This window comes from Pseudoalteromonas sp. 31A1 (genome assembly GCF_011378815.1).
Classification (GTDB): Bacteria; Pseudomonadota; Gammaproteobacteria; order Enterobacterales; family Alteromonadaceae; genus Pseudoalteromonas; species Pseudoalteromonas arctica.
The window spans coordinates 114,350-138,283 of record NZ_WTKY01000001.1 but is presented as its reverse complement, the minus strand read 5'-3'; the positions used below and the strand labels follow the sequence as shown (position 1 = coordinate 138,283).

The following is a 23,934-nucleotide window of genomic DNA, read 5'->3' as shown; positions in this document are numbered from 1 at the left end:
AAAAAGATAATAAAAACTATAAACGTGAAAATAATAAAATGGCTAATATTAGCTATTTGTTTTAGCTCAGCAACAATTAGCGCTAAGCAAATAGCAATAGTGATAGACGACATAGGCTATCATCAACGGGACTTAGAGTTCCTTTCCTTACCAGGGCAATTGTCTTATTCAATTTTGCCCCACACCCCTTATTCGCAAATTTTTGCAACGCTTGCCAGTCAATCAAATAAAGAACTATTACTCCATGTACCTATGCAGGCACTTAACGGTAAAGAACTCGGACCTGGCGCGCTTACTTTAAATATGAATAAAGAGCAGCTTCAGCAAACTCTAGGAACCGCTCTCGCCAGTTTACCGCAAGTAAAGGGCGTTAATAACCACATGGGCTCAGCACTTACGCAGCAAAGCCAAGCTATGAAGTGGACAATGGAAGTGCTTAAAAAGCGCCATTTGTATTTTTTAGATAGCCGCACAACCGATTTAAGCCAAGCACAAAACGCCGCGAACTTTTTAGGTGTTGCTAATATTGGCCGCCAAGTGTTTTTAGACAATATAACTACACCAGAACAACTGCAGCTAAGGCTTGAAGAATTAAAACAACTAGCCACCATCCATAATTCTGCTATTGCAATTGCTCACCCCTACCCAGAAACAATCGAATTTTTACGCCATGCCTTACCCGAGCTAACTAAGCAAGGTTTTGAGCTCGTGCCGGTTTCGCAGCTGGTTGAACGTAAATATATTCAGTTGGCGCAAGCTGAGGGAAAAGAGATTAGTGCTCGGTGATATAAGCTTTAAATAATACTATATCAGAATGATAAACTAACTATTCGATAATGCAGAGTATTAGGGCATGTTGATCTTTGATGGTTGAATTTGCAGCAGTATGTTTGTTTTTTAGGCAGGGCAGAGCCTATGAAGTGTGGTTATTCCCCATAAATAGGCGATAACGCAGCATAAATGCCAAACATGCGCTGCCCTTCGGGTTCAGCCTAGGGACGATAAACTCTTTGTTACTCGGTTTTTACTTAGCCCACTAGGTTACAAACCTCGCGCCGCGATTTAATCGCCCCTAGATTGAACAAATTTCAATCCGCAAAGATCAACACGCCCTAGTATTATACCAATTCGCTTAATTAAGTGATCTATTTTGAGGGCGGAAAAACGTGTTGATAGCCAGGCAAAAAATTCGCTATTTAGTTGTTCTAATTGAGAATTTTTTAACGCAGGTAGCGACACGTTTAGCCCCGCAAAATGATTAATACCAATTCCATTAAGTATGTGATCTGAATTTTACGCCGAAAAAATAATTCAGTTCTAGGCGTAAATTGATGTAAATGGTTATTCCCTTTGCGAAATTGACAACAAAGAAATGGGTTGTTTTAGCAAGTAAAATAGATCAGCTATTTATTGGAATTGGTATAAGTATTATTGCGGATTGGTATTGCTTGATAGAATATTTTATCGTTGGGTTTCGCTTCTCTCAAACCAATCTACGCGAAAGCAAAAAGCCCCGCATTTTCATGCAGGGCTTTTAAATTTGCTGCTTGAGCAATATTAGCTCATAGCGCTTTGTAACTTTTTCATCGCTGTTTTTTCAAGCTGGCGAACACGTTCAGCAGATACACTGTACTTTTGTGCAAGCTCTTGAAGAGTCGCTTTATCATCCGACAACCAACGTGCGCTAACAATATCTTGTGAACGTTCGTCTAGTGTTTTAAGTGCGCTAAATAAACGAGTATGCGCTTGCTCTTTCCACTGTTCTTGTTCAACGTCGTCAGCTAAATCAGCTGCGCCATCTGTTAAATATTGTACTGGAGAGTACGTGCTTGTTGGTGCGTCGTCGTTATCGTCGCCCGTTAGGTCAAAGCCCATGTCTTGGCCGCTCATGCGCGATTCCATTTCACGTACTTCTTTTTCACTCACACCTAGCTCGCTAGCAACGGTACTAACCTCAGCTTGATTAAACCAACCTAAACGCTTTTTGTTTTTACGAAGATTAAAAAACAATTTACGTTGCGCTTTAGTGGTTGCAACTTTAACTATGCGCCAATTTTTAAGCACAAACTCGTGAATTTCGGCTTTAATCCAATGCACTGCAAACGATACTAAACGTACACCCACTGTAGGGTCAAAACGTTTAACCGCTTTCATCAGGCCTATATTACCTTCTTGAATAAGGTCAGCTTGTGGTAAGCCGTATCCCGAGTAGCCTTTAGCAATATGTGCTACAAAGCGTAAATGCGACATAATGAGTTGCTTGGCAGCACTAAGATCACCTTCTTCCTGAAGCTTTTTAGCAAGTTCTTGCTCTTGTTCAACTTTAAGCATAGGAATAGTGCTTACCGCTTGAAGGTAACCGTCCATGCTTGCGCTTTGTTGTCCGACTGTAAGTGCCATTGCGTATAAATCTTTACTCATTTTTCACCTCGGTGATAAACATTTGAAACTATCTTAGCACTCTTTCTTTAAGAGTGCTAACCCCAATTTAAAACTTTTTTAAAGTATAAATCAAGCAGTTTTTAGTATGTGTTTAGTCTACTACAAGCGACTGAATAAGTGATGAATTGAGGGGCTGCAGCAGGTTAACCTCGCTGCATCACCTTATTTACAACTCATTACTTCATGGGAGGATAGTACATAAATATGACAGTTTTAATAACAGGAGGTACAACCCAGTTCGGTACGATACGCATATCAAGCTGGGTTGGTTCACTTATAGTTTGCAGGATTGTTTATACTTTATCGGGTTCTATTTCTTTAATATATCGATTTACAGAAAGGTACGAGCCTACAAATCCTAAGCTTGTTGCAAGTAACACTAAAAAGCCGAGCTCATTAAGCGATAATCCAATTAACGAGAAGCTTGTTTGATACACCCCCGCTACACTACTCACAGCGCTTGAAAGCCACCACATCATTAATCCTACGCATATAAAGGCGAATAAACCACCTATTACACCATACCAAATACCGGTCCACAAAAATGGGGCATGTATAAAGGTGTTAGTTGCGCCGACTAGCTTCATTACTTGTATTTCTTCTTTTTTATCCATGATCGACAAACGGATGGTGTTACCAATAATAAGCGTCACTGAGGTAAGCAGTAATAATGCGATGGTTATTACACTTTCTTTCAGTAAATCTAGTAATGCATTTAAACGCTCTAGCCACGCTATATCGAGCTTACCAAAATCAACTTCACGTTCACTTTCTAATTTAGTTAGCAGTACTTTAGCGGCATTTGGGTGTCTGTGACGTTTTGTAGGAGTAACAAGTACCACATCAGGTAATGGGTTTTTATCTAAGTACTCTAAAGCTTGCCCAAAGCCAGATACGTCTTTAAATTCTGTTAGTGCTTTTTGCTTTGATATAAATTCAACGCTTTCCACTTCTGGATAAAGTGCTAAACGCTTTACTAATGTTTGCGTTTCTTGCTCGTTCATACTTTCTTTTACAAACAACGATATTTCACTCGCTTCTTCAAAACCACTACTTACTTGCTGTACGTTTTTAACAACGAGATAAAGTGTTGCAGGTAACGTTAGGCTCAAACCAAGTACAGCAATAGTCATCATAGATGCAAGCGGCGTACGCCACATTTCACCTAAGCTATGAACACCTTGGCGAAAAATATTAATAATGAAAAAATAGCTGCCAGCTAATACTGATTTTTTTTGCTTGTCGTTACTATTTTGACGACTTTTAAAAAGTAAACTCATAGTGCTCCCTCAGCGAGCGGATCTTGAAGCATGCGGCCATCTTTTAAGGTTAGACTGCGGTACTTCATACGTGCAACCAAACCTAAGTCATGCGTCGCTATAAGAACAGTGGTGCCGTGTTTATTAAAGTCCTCAAACAGCTTTAGGATTTCCATTGAAAGCTCAGGGTCTAGGTTACCTGTAGGCTCATCGGCTAACAGAATTGGCGGGGAATTCACTATTGCTCTGGCAATACCAACACGTTGCTGCTCGCCTCCAGAGAGCATAGACGGATGACATTTTATTTTGTCTATCAGGCCTACTTTATCAAGCGCACCATGAACACGTTTAGCTATTTGCTTATGGTGAGTACCCTCAATAATAAGAGGCAGTGCCACGTTATCAAAAATAGTATAGCGCTCTAGTAAACGGTGGTTTTGAAAAATAATACCTATATCACGGCGAGCATAAGGAATTTGACGCGAGTTTACTTTATTTAAATCAACACCGTTGATAAATACACTGCCTGCCGATGGACGTTCCATTAAGCTAATTAACTTAAGCAACGTACTTTTACCCGCACCACTGTGGCCGGTTAAAAAGGCAAGTTCACCCGGTTTAACATGAAAATTAACTTTTTCGAGGGCGCGGTGCCCTCCAGGATAAGTCTTACTTACTTGCTGAAAATTTATCATTTTTTTATTATGCCAATTCAATTAGTTTACTAATAAAATTGGTATTCCTCGCAATTAAAAAGGGAGCAAGCTCCCTCTTTTGGTAAATTAAACGTCGTCCTCATCTTGGCTAAATAACGCATCAATAAAGTCATCGCTTTTAAAAGCGCGTAAATCATCAATACCTTCACCAACACCAATGTAACGAATTGGAATATTAAACTTATCTGCAACCGCAAAAATAACACCACCCTTTGCAGTTCCATCAAGTTTTGAAAGCGTAATACCCGTTAAGCCAACGCATTGATTAAATAAGTTCACTTGGCTAATTGCATTTTGACCTGTGCCAGCATCAATGGTTAGCATCACTTCGTGCGGCGCATCAGGATCAATTTTTTTCATAACACGAGCTATTTTTTCAAGCTCCTGCATTAAGTTATCTTTATTTTGCAAGCGACCCGCTGTATCTGCAATTAACACATCTATATTACGTGCTTTTGCAGCTTGGAATGCATCAAAAACAACCGATGCACTATCTGCACCCGTATGCTGTGCAATAACAGGAATGCTGTTACGTTCACCCCAAACCTGAAGTTGCTCAACAGCAGCCGCTCTAAACGTATCGCCAGCAGCCAGCATAACCGACTTACCTTCGCTTTGAAATTGCTTAGCCATCTTACCAATAGTCGTTGTTTTACCAACGCCATTTACGCCCACCATTAAAATAACAAATGGCTTTTTATCTTTGGTAATTACTAAAGGCTGTTCAGCCGTTTTTAGCATCGCCGCCATTTCTTGTTTCATTAACTCATAAAGCGCATCACCATCTTTTAACTGCTTACGGTTTGCAGCATCAGTTAAGCTATCAATCAACTTCATGGTGGTATCAACGCCTAAATCGGCGGTGAGCAGCTGTGTTTCAAGATCTTCAAATAATTCGTCATCTATTTTTTTACCACTAAAAATAGATGCAAAACCAGAACCTATATTAACGCGAGTTTTTAACAAGCCCTTTTTAAGACGAGAGAAAAACCCTTCTTTTTTCGGCTTTTCTGCTTTTTTAGCTTCTTCTATTGCAAGTTCTTCTGCAATGCGTTCTTGCTCTAAACGCTCATTTTCTACTTTTTCAGCAGTAATGCGCTCTTGCTCTAAACGCTCGTTTTCTGCTTTTTCCGCTGCAATGCGCTCTTGCTCTAAACGTTCGTTTTCTACTTTTTCAGCCGCAATGCGCTCTTGCTCTAAACGTTCATTTTCTACTTTTTCAGCTGCAATGCGTTCTTGCTCTAAGCGCTCGTTCTGAGCTTTTTCAGCAGCAATACGTTCTTGCTCTAAACGCTCATTTTCTACTTTTTCAGCAGTAATGCGTTCTTGCTCTAAACGCTCACTCTGAGTTTTTTCAGCCGCAATACGTTCTTGTTCTAAACGCTCGTTCTGAGCTTTCTCAGCAGTAATACGTTCTTGTTCTAAGCGCTCGCTTTCTGCTTTATCAGCAGCAATGCGTTCTTGCTCTAAACGCATTTGCGCTTCTTGTTCTGCTAAACGTTTTGCTTGATCTTGTCTTTGTGCTTCAGCATCTGCTTGTTCTTTTGCTAATAACTCAGCATTCGCTTGCTCTATTGCAAGCTTTTCAGCCTTTACAGCTTCATCCTTTTTTTCAAGGCGTATTTGCTCTAGTCGCTCAGCCTCTATTTTTTCTGCAGCCAATCGCTCTTGCTCTAACAGCATCTGCGTTTCTTGATCGGCTAAACGTTGTGCGTGTTCTTGTCTTTGCGCTTCTGCATCAGCTTGTTGTTTTGCAAGTAATTCAGCATTGGCCTGCTCAATGGCAATCTTTTCTGCGTTTTCAGCACGCTCTTGCTCTAAACGTTTTGCTTCAATTTGTTCAGAAGCAATACGCTCCAGCTCTAAGCGCTCTGTTTCGGCTTCTGCTTTTAAACGTTCAGCTTCAGCTTGCTCCTGTGCTAGCTTTTCTTGCTCTGAACGTTTAGCTTCAATTTTTTCAGCAGCAATACGCTCCTGCTCTAAGCGCTCTGTTTCGGCCTCTGCTTTTAAACGTTCAGCTTCAGCTTGCTCCTGTGCTAGCTTTTCTTGCTCTAAACGTTTAGCTTCAATTTGTTCAGCAGCAATGCGCTCCTGCTCTAAGCGCTCTGCTTCGGCTTCTGCTTGTAAGCGTTCAGTTTCAGCCTGCTGCGCAAGCTTTTCTTGCTCTAGCTTCTGCGCTTCTTCTTGCGCTAATGCTTGTTGTTTATCAGCGGCTGCTTTTTGCTCTGCTTCTTTTTTATCTGACTTGCCAAAACCGAGCCACGACATGAATTTACTTTTTTTTGTCATACTTGCTAATAACCACTTATAAAAATCTGATAAACTAAAATTTGAAATAGCTTGGCAATGCCCAGCAATAGTTGCTAATAAATACAACCATTCAAAACGTAAGTGTTCAATAGTAACACTTTTAATACGGTTGAAAAATGAAGCTACACGTAATCACCCATAATATTATCTGAGCTAGATACCATATACCATTTTTTAGTGAGCTAAATGAGAAAAAAAACAACGCAAAATAAAGCTACTAACAAGCCCAGTGATGGCTTTATTAGAGTGATTAGTGGCCAATTTCGAGGCCGAAAACTCCCTGTTAAAAATGTAGAAGGCTTAAGACCTACTACCGATCGAATTAAAGAAACTGTATTTAATTGGCTAATGCAAGATACGCGTGACACAAATGTACTTGATTGTTTTGCAGGTTCTGGTGGGTTAGGATTTGAAGCGCTATCTCGATTTGCTAAAAACGCCACATTTATCGAGCTCGACTCGTCAGCTGCCAAGCAATTAGAACAAAACATTAGCACTTTAAAGCTCGACAACGCATACATTAAACATACTAATTCACTCTCCTTTTTAGAGCAAAAAAACACAAACGAAGCGTTTAATCTTGTATTTGTTGACCCACCATTTCGTAAAGATTTAGCGCAAACAACCTGCGATTTATTAGAAAAAAACCAATGGTTAAGCGATGATGCATTAATTTATGTTGAAGTAGAAACAGAGTTAACCACCTTCAAGAACCCGAGCAACTGGTTGTTAATTAAAGAAAAAAAGGCAGGCCAAGTGTTTTGCAAACTCTACCAGCGCCAATCAAATTAATACTGTTTTACATGATGCGTTTCTGTTAATATTGTCCTTTACATGTGGTGTTGCTTCGGATTACAATACCGCACCATTTTTGAACCACTTGATCAATGTTTGATCAACTTGAGCAACGCTCATAATTTAGGTAGGTGAATTTTTAATGCCAGTAATTAAAGTAAGAGAGAACGAACCGTTTGACGTAGCACTTCGTCGCTTCAAGCGTTCATGTGAAAAAGCAGGAATCCTTTCAGAAGTTCGTCGTCGCGAGCACTATGAAAAACCAACAGCTGAGCGTAAGCGTAAAAAAGCTGCTGCAGTAAAACGTCACATGAAAAAACTTTCTCGTGATAACGCACGTCGCGTTAAATTATACTAATATATTAGGTCTTGTATAAATGAGCCTTTTAATAACGCTAAAAGATGCGCAAAAAGATGCGATGAGAGCTAAAGACAAATTACGTCTTAACCCTATTCGTATGGTACTTGCTGCAATCAAGCAACGTGAAATTGACGAGCGTATAGAACTAGACGACGCAGGTATTACCTCCGTTATAGTGAAGCTTGTTAAACAACGTCGTGACTCTTACACTCAGTACAAAGATGCTGGGCGTGATGATTTAGCTGATATTGAAGCCAATGAAATAGTGGCACTTGAAACTTTCTTACCTCAAAAATTGAGTGAAGAAGAAATCATTGCTCTCATTGATGCGGCTATTGCTGATACTAACGCAGCAGGTATGCAAGACATGGGTAAAGTAATGGGTATAATCAAAAGTAAAGCCGAAGGTCGTGCCGATATGGGCAAAATCTCTGGTTTAATTAAGCAACGATTAACTGCCTAATACTCCCACATACATTAAAGTATGATTGAAGTGAACCGAGCCTTGCGCTCGGTTTCTTTGTTTTTAACTTTGATAAAAAGTACACCTACTAGGTTACTTTAAAATGAAATTTTTTATAGCTTCCCTATTTATTTTGCTATCATTTTGGTAAGTTAAAGCACGCTATACTTTGCATCAAGCAAGTATAAAAAAGTAAATTTCATATTCGTTATTCTTCTTATTATTTCAGGACTGTATTTTACTAATGGCTGGAAAGATCCCACGTAACTTTATAGACGATTTACTTGCCAGAACCGATATTGTCGACCTGATAGACTCAAAAGTAGGTCTAAAAAAAGCAGGTAAGGATTATCAAGCTTGCTGCCCATTTCATAACGAAAAATCGCCCTCATTTACCGTATCGCAAGACAAACAGTTTTATCATTGCTTTGGTTGTGGTGCTAATGGTAATGCTATTTCGTTTGTAATGGAGTATGAAAAGCTTGAGTTTGTAGATGCTATTGAAGAAATAGCAAGCATGCTTAACTTAGAAGTACCTCGAGAACAGGGCACAAACTCAGCACCAGAACGTACTGCTGCGCAAAAGCGCTCTGATTACGATTTAATGCTTCATACTGCGCGCTTTTATCAGCACCAATTAAAACACCACAGTAATTCTGCCGCCGTTATTGAATATGTAAAAGGCCGTGGTTTAAGTGGTGAAACAGTTAAAAAGTTTATGATTGGCTACGCTCCCAGCGAATGGGATGGATTATGTCTTCAGCTTGGCCGTAATAAAGAACAAAAAGAGCAATTAGTTGAATTAAAGCTAGCTTCAGAAAAAACACCAGGCAGACAATTTGATTTTTTCCGCGACCGATTAATGTTTCCTATTCGCGATAAACGCGGACGCGTTATTGCATTTGGTGGGCGTGTAATGCAAGCCGACCAAGGGCCAAAATATTTAAATTCGCCAGAGACCCGAATTTTTCATAAAGGCTTTGAGCTATACGGACTTTATGAAGCAAAGCAAGCCCATAAAAAACTTGAGCATGTAATGGTTGTGGAAGGTTACATGGATGTTGTTGCCCTAGCCGAGCAAGGGATTGAATATGCCGTTGCATCACTAGGTACCGCAACAACAAGCGAGCACATGCATACGCTGTTTAGAACAACAGATAAAGTAATCTGTTGTTACGATGGCGACAGAGCTGGCCGTGATGCAGCTTGGAGAGCGCTTGAAAACGCACTTCCTTATTTAAATGATGGTAAAGCACTGCAATTTACTTTTTTACCCGATGGCGAAGACCCAGACTCTCTTGTACAAAAAGAAGGTAAGGAGCAATTCGAATTGCGCCTAAGCCAAGCAGATGACTTTACCAAGGTATTGTTTAATAAATTAAGCCAAGAAGTTGATTTAACACTCGACTCAGGAAAAGCTAAATTACTCAGTGCAGCACTTCCATTAATTGAAAAAATCCCAAGTGAATTTTATCAAGAAAACATTCTTGAACAATTAGGGCGTTTAATCGGAAGAACACGTGAGCAATTAAATAACCGTTTGAAAACACCAAAGCAACAGCATTCGATTGAACGTAAGTTTAAAATAACACCAATGCGTCAAGCGATTGGTATTTTAATTCAACACCCTAACTTAGCTAAAAATGTGCCATATTTACCTGAACTCGCACAAATGAATATTGCTGGTATAGGGCTATTATTACGCTTACAAGAGCAAGCTTTAGAAAAAGAAAGCATTACCACAGCGCAACTACTCGAATTTTTTAGAGGAACTGAAGATTACGAGCCCTTAATCAAGCTTGCAACGTGGCAACACGACATAAATGAAGAGCGTTTAGAGACGGTTTTTAAAAATACTTTCAAGTTTATTGAAGATCAGTGTTTAAATTATCGACTCGAGACCCTATTAATAAAGGACAAGACTCAAGGCCTTAGTAGCGACGAAAGACTTGAGTGTCATTTGTTAATGACAGCGTTAAAAGCAACTAACAGTTAGGGTCTGTTTATCTTTCGAGGTTAAGTTTACAGCAGTGTGTTTGGTATTTAGACAAGGCAGAGCCTATGTAGTGTGGTTATTCCACATAAATAGGCGATAACGCAGCATAAATGCCGAACACGCGCTGCCCTTTGGGTTCGTCCCAAGGGAGGTTTACTCTTTGTTGCCCGGTTTTGACTTAGCCCACTAGGTTACAAACCTGGCGCCGCGATTAAACCACCCTTGGATAGAACAAACTTTAATCCTGAAAGGCCAACAGACCCTAGTCAAAATTAATTTAAACTGTTATACTGTGCTATTCACTGCGTCACATTATTCTAGTTGGCTTTAATGCAAACTACATGATGGCGCCTGTTGTATCAACTTATCAGAGTGGAAGAAACAATCTCTATGGATCCAACTCCTCAGTCACAATTAAAACTTCTGATTCAAAAAGGTAAAGAGCAAGGCTACTTAACTTTTGCAGAAGTAAATGATCACCTTCCACAAGACATTATAGACTCAGATCAAGTAGAAGATATCATAAGCATGATTAATGATATGGGTATCAAGGTTAGCGAAAACGCGCCTGATGCTGATGAATTAATGATGCAAGAAACAACGACAGACGAAGACGCAGCTGAAGCTGCCGCTGCAGCCCTTGCGACTGTAGAAAAAGAAATCGGCCGTACAACGGATCCGGTTCGCATGTATATGCGTGAAATGGGTACTGTTGAACTTCTTACACGTGAAGGCGAAATTGTAATCGCTAAACGTATCGAAGAAGGCATTAACCAAGTACAGATTTCTGTTGCAGAGTACCCTGAAGCAATCACTTACCTGCTAGAGCAGTGGGATAAGTTTGAAGCTGAAGAAATGCGTTTAAGCGATATCATCGTTGGATTTATCGATCCTAATGAAGATACAGCGCCAATTTCAGCAACTAATATCGGTTCAGAATTAAGTGCTAAGCAACTTGATGACGATAAAGATGACAAAGATGATGCTGATAGCGATGACGAAGATGAAGAAGAAGTAGACACAGGGCCAGATCCTGAAGAAGCGCGCATTCATTTTGAAAATTTACGTGATTTATATAATAAAGCACGTGATACGTTTGAAGCTAAAGGTCGTTCGCATCCTGAATCACAAGCAGCCATTTTTGAAATTGGTGAGCTTTTCAGAACCTTTAAATTAATACCTAAACAGTTTGACCGCATGGTAAATAACATGCGTGAAATGATGGATCGTGTTCGCGTTCAAGAACGTCTAATCATGAAACAAGCTGTACAAATTGCTAAATTACCGAAGAAAACGTTCGTTAAGCATTTTGCTAATAACGAAACTGACGCTTCATGGGTAGATTTAGAAATTTCAGGTAACGAAAAGTATTCAGCTAAACTTGAAGAAGTTAAGCCAGAAATCATTCGTAGCATTAATAAATTATCTGTTATTGAACAAACAACAGGTTTAAGCATTGAGCGTATTAAAGACATTAACCGTCGAATGAGCATTGGTGAAGCGAAAGCACGCCGTGCGAAAAAAGAAATGGTTGAAGCTAACTTACGTCTTGTAATCTCAATTGCTAAAAAATATACAAACCGTGGCTTACAATTCTTGGATTTAATTCAAGAAGGTAACATTGGTCTGATGAAAGCAGTTGATAAGTTTGAATATCGCCGTGGTTATAAGTTCTCTACTTATGCTACGTGGTGGATACGTCAAGCAATCACTCGCTCTATTGCTGACCAAGCAAGAACAATCCGTATTCCAGTACATATGATTGAAACGATTAATAAACTTAACCGTATTTCTCGTCAAATGTTACAAGAAATGGGTCGTGAGCCAAATCCAGAAGAATTAGCAGAACGCATGATGATGCCTGAGGATAAAATCCGTAAGGTACTTAAGATTGCTAAAGAGCCAATTTCAATGGAAACACCAATCGGTGATGATGAAGATTCTCACTTAGGTGACTTTATCGAAGATACAACTATTGATTCGCCAATCGATTCGGCAACAATGGAGTCTCTTCGTGGCGCAACTAACGATGTACTAGCTGGCCTAACAGCCCGTGAAGCTAAAGTACTACGTATGCGTTTTGGTATTGATATGAATACCGACCACACCTTAGAAGAAGTAGGTAAACAGTTTGACGTAACACGTGAACGTATTCGTCAAATAGAAGCGAAAGCGCTGCGTAAATTACGCCACCCTTCTCGCTCAGATTTACTGAAAAGCTTTTTAGACGCTAAATAATTTAGCGCTACTATATAAACTAAAAAGGCCGCTATAGCGGCCTTTTTTCTATTTGAAGGAAATAATCATGGCTTGGATCCAAATTCGTATTAATGCCAATGCTGCAACAGCCGATGCAGTAAGTGACCTATTAATGGAAGCGGGTAGTGCTTCAGTAACCTTTATTGACGCAAAAGACACCCCTATTTACGAACCCAAAATTGGCACCGTTGTATTCTGGGCTGATACAACAGTAATTGGCTTGTTCGAAGCTAATCACGATATGAATGCAGTCGTTGCGTTATTGAAACGCCATGATGAGCTAAAAGACAATTTAGTATACAAAATAGAGCAACTTGAGGATAAAGACTGGGAACGTGAATGGATGGATAACTTCCACCCGATTCAATTTGGTGAAAGGCTATGGATTTGTCCAAGCTGGCGCGATATTCCAGACCCTACGGCGGTAAATGTACTACTTGACCCTGGCCTTGCTTTTGGCACCGGCACACATGCAACAACGGCCTTATGTCTTAAGTGGTTAGAAAGCCAAGACCTAACAGGTAAAACAGTTGTTGATTTTGGTTGTGGCTCAGGAATTTTAGGTATCGCAGCGATAAAATTAGGTGCAGAGCGCATGATTGGGATTGATATTGACCCTCAAGCACTCGAAGCAAGCCTAGATAACGCTAACCGAAATGGTGTTGCAGACAAACTTGAAGTATACCTTCCAGAAAACCAACCTGAGTTTACTGCTGATATAGTAGTGGCAAATATTTTAGCCCAGCCACTTCGCGAATTGCACAGTGTAATTTTAGGTTTATTAAAGCCTGGCGGTAAAATTGCCATGTCGGGTATTTTAGAAGAACAAGCGCAATCAGTTGCTGATATTTATGCACCCTTTATTGAACTAGATGACATTGCCGTTGAAGGTGATTGGACTAGAGTAAGTGGCACCAAAAAAGCCTAATAAATCGCATAATCAAATTTAGAGCATTAACTCAAAACATCTACGTAAAGCCTGTATTTAACAGGCTTTACTATTTTTTTACATATCAAAATATTTTCTGATTATTGTATAAAAAATAAAGACTGTACGAATTTCAAACAAATAAACCCAATTGTCATATGGTTATCAAAAGTCAATACGAAAAGGGCAAAAAAAAGTTACTTTTGTTCAATTTATAGCCTTTGATTTTTGTGAAAAAAACCGTAAACTTAGCGCCCCTTGAAAAGAGGCCTATTGAATATAGTGCGTATCGGTAAATACCAACTTGAGAATAATGTAATTGTCGCGCCAATGGCTGGCATTACAGACAGACCATTTAGACAACTTTGCCGTCGTTTAGGCGCAGGGCTAGCTGTTTCTGAAATGCTATCGTCTAATCCTAGGGTTTGGAAAACGGAAAAGTCGATGAACCGTATGGATCACAGCGGTGAGTCGGGTATACGCGCGGTGCAAATTGCAGGAGCAGACCCTGAGCTTATGGCGCAGGCCGCACAATTCAATGTTGCTAACGGTGCACAGATCATAGATATCAATATGGGGTGCCCAGCAAAAAAAGTGAACAAGAAACTCGCAGGCTCTGCCTTATTACAGTTTCCTGAACTTGTGGAAGAGATTATTGATGCAGTCGTTAATGCTGTTGATATACCTGTGACACTTAAAATCCGTACAGGATGGGATCTGGATAACCGTAATGGTGTAGAGATTGCGAGAATAGCTGAACGTTATGGCATTGCATCACTTGCTGTACATGGGCGTACGCGCGCATGTATGTACAAAGGTGATGCTGAGTACGCCACGATTAGGGATATAAAACGTTCAGTGTCGATTCCTGTTGTTGCCAATGGTGATATTACATCACCAGAAAAAGCAAAACAGGTTTTAGACTATACGGGTGCAGATGCCATTATGATTGGCCGAGCCGCCCAAGGTCGCCCTTGGATATTTAGGGAGATAGACCACTATTTGCGAACTGGAGAACATTTACAGCCACCTGCTATTGCAGAGGTACGCAGTATTTTAATGGAGCATTTAACAAACCTCCATATGTTTTACGGTGAGCCGATGGGAGCGCGAATTGCTCGCAAACATGTATCTTGGTATTTGCAAACCCATGACAGTGATGGTCAGTTTAGGCGAGTATTTAATGCGCTCGACAACCCACAGGCACAGGTCGTCGCATTAGAGCAATACTTTAAAACACTAGCAGCTAACTAAGAAAGAAAGAGACTTAATAATGTTCGAACAAAACGTGACTTCTCCATTTATCACTAACCCTCATGTTCAGTCACACGAGAAACCGCAGCCATTGCGTGATGCAGTAAAAAAAGCTGTTCACCACTACTTAAAACAGCTTAACGGTCAAGATGTGCAAGACGTTTACGACCTTGTTCTTTCAGAGCTAGAAGCGCCATTACTTGAAGAAGTAATGACATATACACGTGGTAACCAAACTCGTGCAGCTATTTTACTAGGTATCAACCGTGGTACTTTACGTAAAAAGCTTAAAAAATACGGCATGAACTAATATGCTGGCTGTGATTTATCGCAGCTAATTATTAAAAAAGCACCCTCGGGTGCTTTTTTTATGCCTACAACTTATTAACCAAATTGCAGAATGCTCACGCTTATTAAGCCTTTATAAGTCGTTTTTTGAGTAGTAATCAGTTAAAATGCCCGCTTCTAAGCTAGCTCATTAACTGAGGAAATCAAACTACAATGGATACTCATCGTCCCATTCGTCGCGCACTATTAAGTGTGTCTGATAAAACCGGTATTGTTGAATTTGCCCGCGCACTAGAAGCGCAAGGTGTTGATATTTTATCAACTGGCGGCACATGTAAACTTCTTGCTGAAAACAACATAAAAGTGACTGAAGTATCAGATCACACAGGCCACCCTGAAATCATGGATGGTCGTGTAAAGACACTTCATCCAAAAATTCACGGCGGTATATTAGCCCGTCGCGGACAAGATGAAAACGTAATGGCAGATAACAACATTTCTGCTATCGACATAGTTGTAGTTAACTTATACCCCTTTGCGAATACTGTCGCTCAAGAAAACTGCAGCCTTGAAGATGCTATCGAAAACATAGATATTGGCGGCCCTACCATGGTTCGTGCAGCCGCTAAAAACCATAAAGACGTAACTATTGTGGTAAACGCAAACGATTACGACCGTGTTATTAGTGAAATGCAAAACAACAATGGGTCAACAACGTACAAAACACGTTTTGATTTAGCTATTGCTGCTTACGAGCATACAGCCGCATACGATGGCATGATTGCGAACTACTTTGGTAAAATGGTTCCTGATTACACAGAGGAAGCTGCTGAAGAGACTAAATTCCCACGTACTATTAATATGCAGTTTACTAAAAAGCAAGATATGCGTTACGGTGAAAACTCGCACCAAGATGCTGCTTTTTATGTTGAAAGTGACATTGCTGAAGCATCAGTTGCAACGGCCACTCAACTGCAAGGTAAAGCCCTTTCGTTTAACAACATTGCTGATACCGATGCAGCCCTTGAGTGTGTTAAAGAATTTGATGTACCTGCGTGTGTTATTGTTAAACACGCAAACCCGTGTGGTGTTTCAATTGGGGACAACATCCTTGAAGCATACGACCGTGCATTTAAAACAGATCCTACATCAGCATTTGGTGGCATTATTGCCTTTAACCGAGAACTAGATGCAGCAACTGCACAAGCTATTGTTGACCGTCAGTTTGTTGAAGTAATTATTGCACCTAGTATTTCGAGCGACGCTGCAAAAATTGTTGAAGCTAAAAAGAACGTACGTTTATTAGAATGCGGACAGTGGACAGGTAAAGCCGCTGGCCAAGATATTAAACGCGTTAATGGCGGTATTTTAGTTCAAGATCGCGACTTAGGCATGGTAACGCAAGGCGACTTAAAAGTTGTTTCTAAGCGCCAGCCTACAGAGCAAGAACTTAAAGATTTACTGTTTTGCTGGAAAGTAGCTAAGTTTGTTAAATCAAACGCGATTGTTTATGCCCGTGACGGTATGACCATTGGTGTAGGTGCAGGCCAAATGAGCCGCGTATACTCAGCTAAAATTGCAGGCATTAAAGCAGCTGACGAAAACCTTGAAGTTAAAGGTTCAGTAATGGCATCTGACGCATTCTTCCCATTCCGTGATGGAATTGACGCAGCCGCAGCCGCTGGTATTACTGCGGTAATTCAGCCTGGTGGCTCAATGCGCGACGAGGAAGTGATTGCAGCCGCTGATGAAGCCGGTATGGCAATGGTACTTACTGGTATGCGCCATTTCCGCCACTAATCACACAAAGGGTTAAACGTTGGTTTAACCCTTTTTGTTTGCTATAAATTCACGTATTCTGATTATTCAATAACCTATTTAAAATTATAATGTGAAGGAACAAACAATGAAATTTGCGCTAAAATCGCTACTTGTAGCCACACTAACGATGACATCGACTATGGCGCTTAGCCATAACCACGAATCGAGCCTTGAGCATGCACTTCAATCAAGCGAACGTAGCGCTAAAAACAGCGTTCGTGACGAGTATCGTCACCCGGCTCAAACATTGGCATTTTTTGGCTTTAAACCAACTATGACAGTTGTTGAAATTGCGCCAGGCGGTGGTTGGTATAGTGAAATTTTAGCGCCAGCACTAAAAGAGCAAGGCACTTACTATGCCGCGCACTTTCCTGCTGATTCATCAGTTGGCTACTACCAACGCTCTCTTGCGGGCTTTAAACAAAAAGTAGCTGAAGATGAGCGCTTTAGTAGCGTTAAAATTACTGAGTTTGCACCTGTAACACATTTAGATATTGCGCCAGCTGGCAGTGCCGATATGGTTTTAACGTTCCGTAATGTGCATAACTGGTATATGGGCAAAGATAAAAGCGGTGCATTAAGTGCATTCCAAGCTTTTTATAAAGCCCTTAAACCAGGTGGTACATTAGGTTTAGTTGAACACCGTTTAGCTGAAGAACGTGCTGACGAAGATCAAAAAACTACAGGTTATATGAAGCAGAGCTACGTAGTCGACCTAGCTAAACAAGCTGGGTTTGAATTAGTTGCAAGCAGTGAAATAAATGCAAATCCAAAAGATACAGCCGATCACCCTAAAGGTGTATGGACGCTGCCACCAAGCTTAAGACTCGGCGAACAAGACGCTGACAAATATAAAGCCATTGGTGAAAGCGACCGCATGACGCTGAAATTTAAGAAACCGCTTTAAATAGGAATTTTCGCCATGAATGTTTTAGTCATTGGCAGCGGCGGCCGCGAACACGCACTTGCGTTTAAAGCCGCTCAAAACACCAAAGTAAATACTGTATTTGTAGCCCCTGGTAATGCAGGTACTGCACTTGAACCAAAACTTGAAAACGTAGCAATAAACGTTGACGACTTAGAGGGTTTACTTAGTTTTGCACAGCAAAATAAGGTAGAGCTTACTATTGTAGGTCCAGAAATACCGTTAGTACTGGGTGTTGTTGATAAGTTTCGTGAACATAACATGGCTATTTTTGGCCCAACGGCAGGCGCAGCCCAGCTTGAAGGCTCTAAATCGTTTACTAAAGATTTTTTAGCACGCCACAATATTCCATCAGGCGATTATCAAACGTTTGAACAAATTGACCCAGCCCTAGCTTATTTAAAAGAAAAAGGCGCGCCAATTGTTGTAAAAGCAGATGGTTTAGCTGCAGGTAAAGGCGTAATTGTAGCAATGACGGAAGCCGATGCCGAAGATGCTATTCGCGATATGCTTGCGGGTAATGCTTTTGGCGATGCGGGAAGCCGTGTTGTTATTGAAGAATTTTTAGAGGGTGAAGAAGCGTCTTTCATTGTAATGGTTGATGGCAAAAACGTATTACCATTTGCTACCAGTCAAGACCATAAACGCGCTTACAATGGCGATGCCGGTCCTAACACGGGTGGCATGGGTGCATACTCACCTGCGCCAGTTGTTACGGATGAAATCCACCAGCGTATTATGAACGAAGTGATCTACCCTACGGTAGAAGGCATGGCAAGCGAAGGCCATCCGTACACCGGCTTTTTATACGCAGGTTTGATGATTGACGAAACAGGTACCCCTAAAGTAATTGAGTACAACTGTCGCTTTGGCGACCCTGAAACTCAACCAATGATGCTACGTTTACAATCAGACTTAGTTGAATTGATTGAAGCTGCTAACCGTGTAGAACTTGATAAAACAACGATTAAGTTTGACCCACGCGCAGCCGTTGGTGTTGTACTTGCAGCTAAAGGTTACCCTGGTGATTACCCTAAAGGTGATGCAATTTCGGGGCTAAAAGTTGATTACCCTGCGGGTGAAAAAGTGTTTCATGCGGGTACTAAGCAAAGTGGCAATGACGTTGTAACCGCAGGCGGTCGCGTATTATGCGCAACAGCACTTGGTAACACTGTTACAGAAGCGCAGCAGCGCGCCTATGAGCTTGTTAAACAAATTAGCTGGGATGGTATGGAATATCGTACTGATATAGCTTACCGTGCTATTGCACGCGAGCAATAGCCTGTAATACCTATTCATTGGTATAACCAGTTAATTTAACTACAAAAGCGCAGTTTATCTGCGCTTTTTTAGTGCTACACTAATTAAAAGGTTTTTTAAAAGTAAATTAACGTTGGAACTAAGAACTTTACGTTACCATGCAATTGCTGTTGCCATACTGATATTTATATTTTTTATAATCAGTACATTGGCATCAAACCTTGTCGTGCCTACACGATATACAATTGATAAAACGGCTCCAATGTACCTCGATTACGCCTACTATATTGACGAAACCAAAACTAAAACATTCGATACCATCATTAACCAACCTGAATTACTTACTCATCAACCATTTTCAGATGTTCCATGGAGTTTTAGCCAGCAAAACTATTGGTTGTTTCTTGATTTAGAAAATAAAAGCCTTAACAAGCAAAATGTTGTGGCACATTTTGACAACCCTATGGTCGATCACCTTACGGTTTATCGCCTCGATAAAAACAACAAACTAATTGAAACATATAAACTCGGCGATAAAGAAGAAGCCCTCTCTTTGTTTGAATACAGCGTACCGCATATTCGTTTTTTAGTAGAAAGAAAATCGTCACAGCGCCTAGTAATGAAAATAGACACAGTCGGCATAAGTAAAACACCTGTAAACTTATATCGTGATAAAGAGTTTATTGACTTAGTGCGCTCTCAAACTGGGATCTGGGGTATTTTTGTAGGCGTGCTATTGATGGCTGCGCTTTATAACTTGGTGCTTTATTTTGGCATAAAAGACCGTGTTTATTTAATTTATATTGGCTATATCATTAGTGCGTTAACCTTATTGGGTGCAGTGCTTGGTTTTGGATTTTATTTATGGCCAGTGCAATGGCAGTTATATATTCACGAAAAAGTCATATTTTTTAACTACGCAATATCATTTTTCACTCTCGCCTTTTGTACTATGTTTTTACGCTATCACAAGGACAATTGCTGGCGATACAAAATGAGCGTAAAACTGCTTTTGTTTATGTCAGTAATGGCTATAGCTAGTCTATTTATTCCTGAGTACATTGCAGCCCCGTTGTTTTTTTGTGTAATGGCACTTTTATACGTTGTTTGTATTATTTTAATTTATAACAAGCTACGTAGCGGCTTTAGGTGGGCTAAGTTTTATGTACTTTCGTGGATACCGCTGATATTTGGTGCGGTAATACAGCCTATGGAGCTCACTGGCTTTTTGGCTTATAGCTTTACCTCGCGCCATGCCTTTTTAATGGCTATTTTGTGCGAAGTTATTTTAATGGCAATGGCGTTAGCTGACCGAGTAAGGTATCAGCGCGAACGTGCGCTTTACCATGCCACGCACACACAACAAACAAAGTTACTTAATAGCTCCAAGCTAAAACAAGCATTTATGGCGCTACAAAGCCAAAACCGCTCAACAACTTTATGTTTAATAAAAATACGTCACTTTAATTCGCTCAATACAATTATTACCTCTTCTCAGGGCTACACACTTATAAAGCATGTAGCCAAAGAGCTTGAATTAGAACTCAGCCATGAACGCGAATTTACAAACCTCGAAACAGATTTAAACACCAGCCCACGCTTAGCCGATTTAAGCAGTGGCGTATTTGCCTGTATTTCTACTAAAACACAAAACCAAGAAATGCTAGAAGCACTACTGACTAAAATAATTAGCAGCCTACCAAAACAATATGAAATTAAAGGGCTAAACCTGCAGCTTAGTTACAGTATAGGTATTAGTAGTGCAGGTAAGAGTAACGACTTTGAATATTGGTTAAAGCGTGGTTATTTAGCGCTTAAAAAAGCAAAAGGTAGCGTTAATCAAGTTGGGTCATCGTCAAACGGTAATAATCTAATGATGGACGTTGCTCTAGCCGCTAAGCTGCAACAAGCCATCAAAACAAATCAACTGGCACTTTATTACCAACCTCAAATAAACTTATTAAGTAACCACGTAAGTGGTGCTGAAGCTTTATTACGTTGGCCCGACCCAACTTACAGCAACTTATCAATTGAAGAACTAATAATACTTGCTGAGCACACAGGCATTATTAACGAGCTAACACTGTGGGTAATAGAGCAAGCCTGTAAAGACATAGTCAAGCTTACAAAAAATGGCTATAACGAGCACACAATTAGCGTAAATTTAAGCGCTAAAAACTTAACTATAAATAATTTAGCCGAAAAAGTAGAAAATATTTTAATTAAATACCAAGTGCCGGCACAGTTACTTAAATTTGAACTAACCGAATCGGCCTTCGTAGATAGCCAAGATGCACTTATAAAGTTAGTTGATGAGCTAACCGCATTAGGTATTAAAGTAGTACTGGATGACTTTGGGACAGGCTATGCGTCACTTAGCTACTTAGTCAATTATCACTTTAGTGAACTTAAAATAGATAAGTCATTTGTTTTTGATTTACCTAATAACCCTACTCACCAGGTTATTGTACAAACAGCCATTGATATGGCGCATAACCTCAATTTATCAATAACAATTGAGGGGGTAGAAACCCAGGAAATCCATCACTTACTCAAAGATATGAACGCTGACTACGCCCAAGGTTATTTATACGCAAAAGCACTGCCTTACACCGACTATTTACACTTCTTAAAAAGCCAATATAGCTTAAAAATGTTAGACTCCTCTTTTTAACATCTTTAGGGGCCAAGTAAAGATGCAAGGCACACTGCGTAAATTAAAATCGAGCTTAACCGAACCAGTACAATATCACTTACCTGTAGGTGAACACCTAGTAGACTTAAATGCATTTATAGGTAAGGAGCTTACGCTTACCTTTAGTGGCACTATTTTATGTTCTAACTGCGGTAAAAAAACCAAAAAAAGCTATTCTCAAGGTCACTGTTTTGTATGCATGCGCAAGCTCGCTAGTTGCGATATGTGTATTATGAAACCAGAAACCTGCCACTACGATCAAGGCACTTGCCGAGAGCCACAGTGGGGCGAAGAAAACTGCATGATCCCACACTATGTATATCTCGCTAACACCTCTGGGTTAAAAGTAGGTATTACCCGCCACACACAAATACCGACTCGTTGGGTTGATCAAGGCGCGACTCAGGCATTACCTATTTTTAAAGTGCAAACTCGCCTGCAATCAGGTTTAGTGGAAGTTGCATTGGCTGAATTTATTGCCGATAAAACGAATTGGCGCAATATGCTAAAAGGTCAAAACGAAGCAATTGACTTAAAAGCAGCTGCAGCCGAGCTGATCCCACAAATTAGTGAAAAGCTAAACGAGCTCAGTGAATTATTTGGCGCAACAGCAATAGAACAACTTGATGAAGATGTAGTTGATTTAAACTTTCCAGTAACCGAATACCCAACAAAAATCAGCTCATTTAACTTTGATAAAGACCCTGTTGTAAGTGGTGTTTTACAAGGTATTAAAGGCCAGTACTTAATTTTTGAAAAAGGCGTTATTAATATTCGTAAATTTACGTCTTATGAAGTAACCGTAGGCTAACGGGCTATGTTAAACAGCTATCCACAGTTATTGGTTATTTATAATGAGCTTGAGATAGCCCATAACCAACAAGAGCAACAAGAGTGCTTACACAGCGTTATGCAAAGTGAACTAAGCGATGTGCGAGTACTTAATAAGCAAGGTGACTACCTTAATTTACAAGGCACTGCTTGCCCTGAATTGAATGGCGAGCAACTAGCACAGTTTGTTACAGCTTACTTATTAAATGAAGGACAATGCTGCCTTGGTAAAATCAAAACCCTAAGCACAGCGCAGGCGTTTGATTTATTAGGGCTATAAACACTCTCTTTATTTAAACCTCAGTAAGCACTTTTATATGCGCTACAGCACTGCGACCTAAAGCTGATAGCGCATAGCCACCTTCTAAGTACGAAATAACACCTTTGCAGCCGCCCTCTTTAGCAACACCACATAGTTGCTCGGTAAGCCAAATGTAGTCATCCTCTACAAACTTTAAGCTCGCCATATCATCTTCTAGGTGTGCATCAAACCCTGCGCTTATAAAAAGTAATTCAGGCTTAAACGCTTTTAATTTTGGTAACCATTGCCCAGTAAACACCTCTTTTAGGTCGTCGCCATTACTAGCAATTGGCAGAGGTGAATTAACTATATGACTATTATTTTTAACCGCTGTATTTGGGTAAAACGGATACTGAAATAACGAACAAAGCAGTACGTTTTCGTCATCAATAAAAATGTCTTGTGTGCCATTCCCATGGTGTACATCAAAGTCAGCAATCGCAATCCGCTTAATCCCTTTGCTTTGTGCGTACTTAACGGCAATAGCTAAGTTATTAAACACACAAAACCCAGATGATGAATCTTTATTAGCATGATGCCCTGGCGGGCGCACAGAACAAAAAGCAGCATCGAGTTTATCAGCAAGTATTTCGTCAACAGCTAACAATCCGGCACCTACTGCCCGCTCAATCGCTTTAAACGAATCGGGGCACAACCACGTATCGCCATCTAAATTAGCGAGTCCTTCGGTTGGTAGTGTAGTTTCTACGTGTTTAACTAAAGCCTCATCGTGAGCAAGTAAATAATGCTCACGCTCGGCCTTAGGTGCCTGCAGGTGTGTTAAGCCAACATCTACACCGCTGGCTAATAACCTGTCGGTAATTGCATCTAAGCGCTCTGGGCACTCAGGATGGTCGTCTATCATTTTATGTTTACGGCAATGAGGGTGTGAAATAACTGCAGTACGCATAAAATGCTCCTAGCCAAAGTAAATTGAATGCTTAATATAACAAAGCCACCGACGGGTGGCTTTGCGACTTTGGTTTATATTGATACTTTAAATATCGATACCTTGAATATCAATATTATT

At 40.3% G+C, this 23,934-nt stretch carries 20 protein-coding genes; 15 read left to right on the top strand and 5 right to left on the bottom strand.

What is annotated here, in order from left to right; translation table 11 throughout:
* Positions 1–24: 24 nt before the first annotated feature.
* Positions 25–786: a divergent polysaccharide deacetylase family protein gene (locus GQR52_RS00670; protein ID WP_165727134.1), complete on the top strand. Its 762-nt coding sequence runs from the start codon at positions 25–27 to the stop codon at positions 784–786.
* Positions 787–1,557: 771 nt separating this feature from the next.
* On the opposite strand, the gene rpoH is transcribed toward GQR52_RS00670, so the two are convergent.
* The 4 genes from rpoH to ftsY form a co-directional block, all read right to left on the bottom strand.
* Positions 1,558–2,421: an RNA polymerase sigma factor RpoH gene (rpoH, locus tag GQR52_RS00665; RefSeq protein WP_007582838.1), complete on the bottom strand. Its 864-nt coding sequence runs from the start codon at positions 2,419–2,421 to the stop codon at positions 1,558–1,560.
* A 314-nt stretch (positions 2,422–2,735) separates the two neighbouring features.
* Entirely contained in the window at positions 2,736–3,722 is a 987-nt protein-coding gene (ftsX, locus tag GQR52_RS00660) for a permease-like cell division protein FtsX (RefSeq protein ID WP_165727133.1), read from the bottom strand.
* Positions 3,719–4,396 (bottom strand): cell division ATP-binding protein FtsE, encoded by a 678-nt coding sequence (ftsE, locus tag GQR52_RS00655; protein WP_007582842.1) that lies wholly within the window; start codon positions 4,394–4,396, stop codon positions 3,719–3,721. The genes ftsX and ftsE overlap by 4 nt, the downstream gene beginning before the upstream one ends.
* An 87-nt stretch (positions 4,397–4,483) precedes the next feature.
* Positions 4,484–6,685: a signal recognition particle-docking protein FtsY gene (gene ftsY / locus GQR52_RS00650; RefSeq protein ID WP_346766067.1), complete on the bottom strand. Its 2,202-nt coding sequence runs from the start codon at positions 6,683–6,685 to the stop codon at positions 4,484–4,486.
* A gap of 228 nt (positions 6,686–6,913) precedes the next feature.
* Here ftsY and rsmD point away from each other — a divergent pair, with 228 nt between their 5' ends.
* The 14 genes from rsmD to GQR52_RS00580 all read left to right on the top strand — a co-directional run bounded on the left by rsmD (position 6,914) and on the right by GQR52_RS00580 (position 22,883).
* A complete protein-coding gene (gene rsmD, locus GQR52_RS00645; RefSeq protein WP_165727131.1) occupies positions 6,914–7,519 on the top strand; it encodes a 16S rRNA (guanine(966)-N(2))-methyltransferase RsmD in 606 nt (201 codons plus the stop codon).
* A 145-nt stretch (positions 7,520–7,664) separates the two neighbouring features.
* Complete coding sequence (rpsU, locus tag GQR52_RS00640) at positions 7,665–7,880, top strand: 30S ribosomal protein S21 (RefSeq protein ID WP_002957797.1); 216 nt, start codon at positions 7,665–7,667, stop codon at positions 7,878–7,880.
* A gap of 19 nt (positions 7,881–7,899) precedes the next feature.
* The gene (locus GQR52_RS00635; RefSeq protein ID WP_024590610.1) at positions 7,900–8,346 is read left to right on the top strand and encodes a GatB/YqeY domain-containing protein; all 447 of its coding nucleotides are present in this window, start codon (positions 7,900–7,902) and stop codon (positions 8,344–8,346) included.
* A 244-nt stretch (positions 8,347–8,590) separates the two neighbouring features.
* Positions 8,591–10,342, top strand: coding sequence for a DNA primase (gene dnaG / locus GQR52_RS00630; protein ID WP_007586534.1), 1,752 nt, complete (start codon positions 8,591–8,593; stop codon positions 10,340–10,342).
* A gap of 390 nt (positions 10,343–10,732) precedes the next feature.
* The gene (gene rpoD / locus GQR52_RS00625; protein WP_007586533.1) at positions 10,733–12,580 is read left to right on the top strand and encodes an RNA polymerase sigma factor RpoD; all 1,848 of its coding nucleotides are present in this window, start codon (positions 10,733–10,735) and stop codon (positions 12,578–12,580) included.
* A gap of 67 nt (positions 12,581–12,647) precedes the next feature.
* Positions 12,648–13,529, top strand: a complete 882-nt coding sequence (prmA, locus tag GQR52_RS00620) for a 50S ribosomal protein L11 methyltransferase (RefSeq protein WP_024600157.1) — start codon at positions 12,648–12,650, stop codon at positions 13,527–13,529.
* A gap of 282 nt (positions 13,530–13,811) precedes the next feature.
* Positions 13,812–14,783 (top strand): tRNA dihydrouridine synthase DusB, encoded by a 972-nt coding sequence (dusB, locus tag GQR52_RS00615; protein WP_346774274.1) that lies wholly within the window; start codon positions 13,812–13,814, stop codon positions 14,781–14,783.
* 19 nt (positions 14,784–14,802) lie between these two features.
* Positions 14,803–15,093, top strand: coding sequence for a DNA-binding transcriptional regulator Fis (gene fis, locus GQR52_RS00610; RefSeq protein WP_002957804.1), 291 nt, complete (start codon positions 14,803–14,805; stop codon positions 15,091–15,093).
* Between the two features lie 191 nt (positions 15,094–15,284).
* Positions 15,285–16,871: a bifunctional phosphoribosylaminoimidazolecarboxamide formyltransferase/IMP cyclohydrolase gene (gene purH, locus GQR52_RS00605; RefSeq protein ID WP_165727129.1), complete on the top strand. Its 1,587-nt coding sequence runs from the start codon at positions 15,285–15,287 to the stop codon at positions 16,869–16,871.
* A gap of 106 nt (positions 16,872–16,977) precedes the next feature.
* Positions 16,978–17,799 carry a class I SAM-dependent methyltransferase gene (locus GQR52_RS00600; protein ID WP_165727128.1) on the top strand — a complete coding sequence of 274 codons (822 nt, stop codon included), beginning with the start codon at positions 16,978–16,980 and terminating at the stop codon, positions 17,797–17,799.
* 15 nt (positions 17,800–17,814) lie between these two features.
* Entirely contained in the window at positions 17,815–19,098 is a 1,284-nt protein-coding gene (gene purD, locus GQR52_RS00595; RefSeq protein WP_165725127.1) for a phosphoribosylamine--glycine ligase, read from the top strand.
* Positions 19,099–19,210: 112 nt separating this feature from the next.
* The gene (locus GQR52_RS00590) at positions 19,211–21,751 is read left to right on the top strand and encodes an EAL domain-containing protein (RefSeq protein WP_010553371.1); all 2,541 of its coding nucleotides are present in this window, start codon (positions 19,211–19,213) and stop codon (positions 21,749–21,751) included.
* A gap of 22 nt (positions 21,752–21,773) precedes the next feature.
* On the top strand, positions 21,774–22,583 hold the full coding sequence (locus tag GQR52_RS00585) for a DUF2797 domain-containing protein (protein ID WP_010553372.1): 810 nt from the start codon (positions 21,774–21,776) through the stop codon (positions 22,581–22,583).
* 6 nt (positions 22,584–22,589) lie between these two features.
* Positions 22,590–22,883: a hypothetical protein gene (locus GQR52_RS00580; RefSeq protein ID WP_165727127.1), complete on the top strand. Its 294-nt coding sequence runs from the start codon at positions 22,590–22,592 to the stop codon at positions 22,881–22,883.
* 13 nt (positions 22,884–22,896) lie between these two features.
* On the opposite strand, the gene GQR52_RS00575 is transcribed toward GQR52_RS00580, so the two are convergent.
* On the bottom strand, positions 22,897–23,814 hold the full coding sequence (locus GQR52_RS00575) for a histone deacetylase family protein (protein ID WP_024590604.1): 918 nt from the start codon (positions 23,812–23,814) through the stop codon (positions 22,897–22,899).
* Positions 23,815–23,934 lie beyond the last annotated feature (120 nt).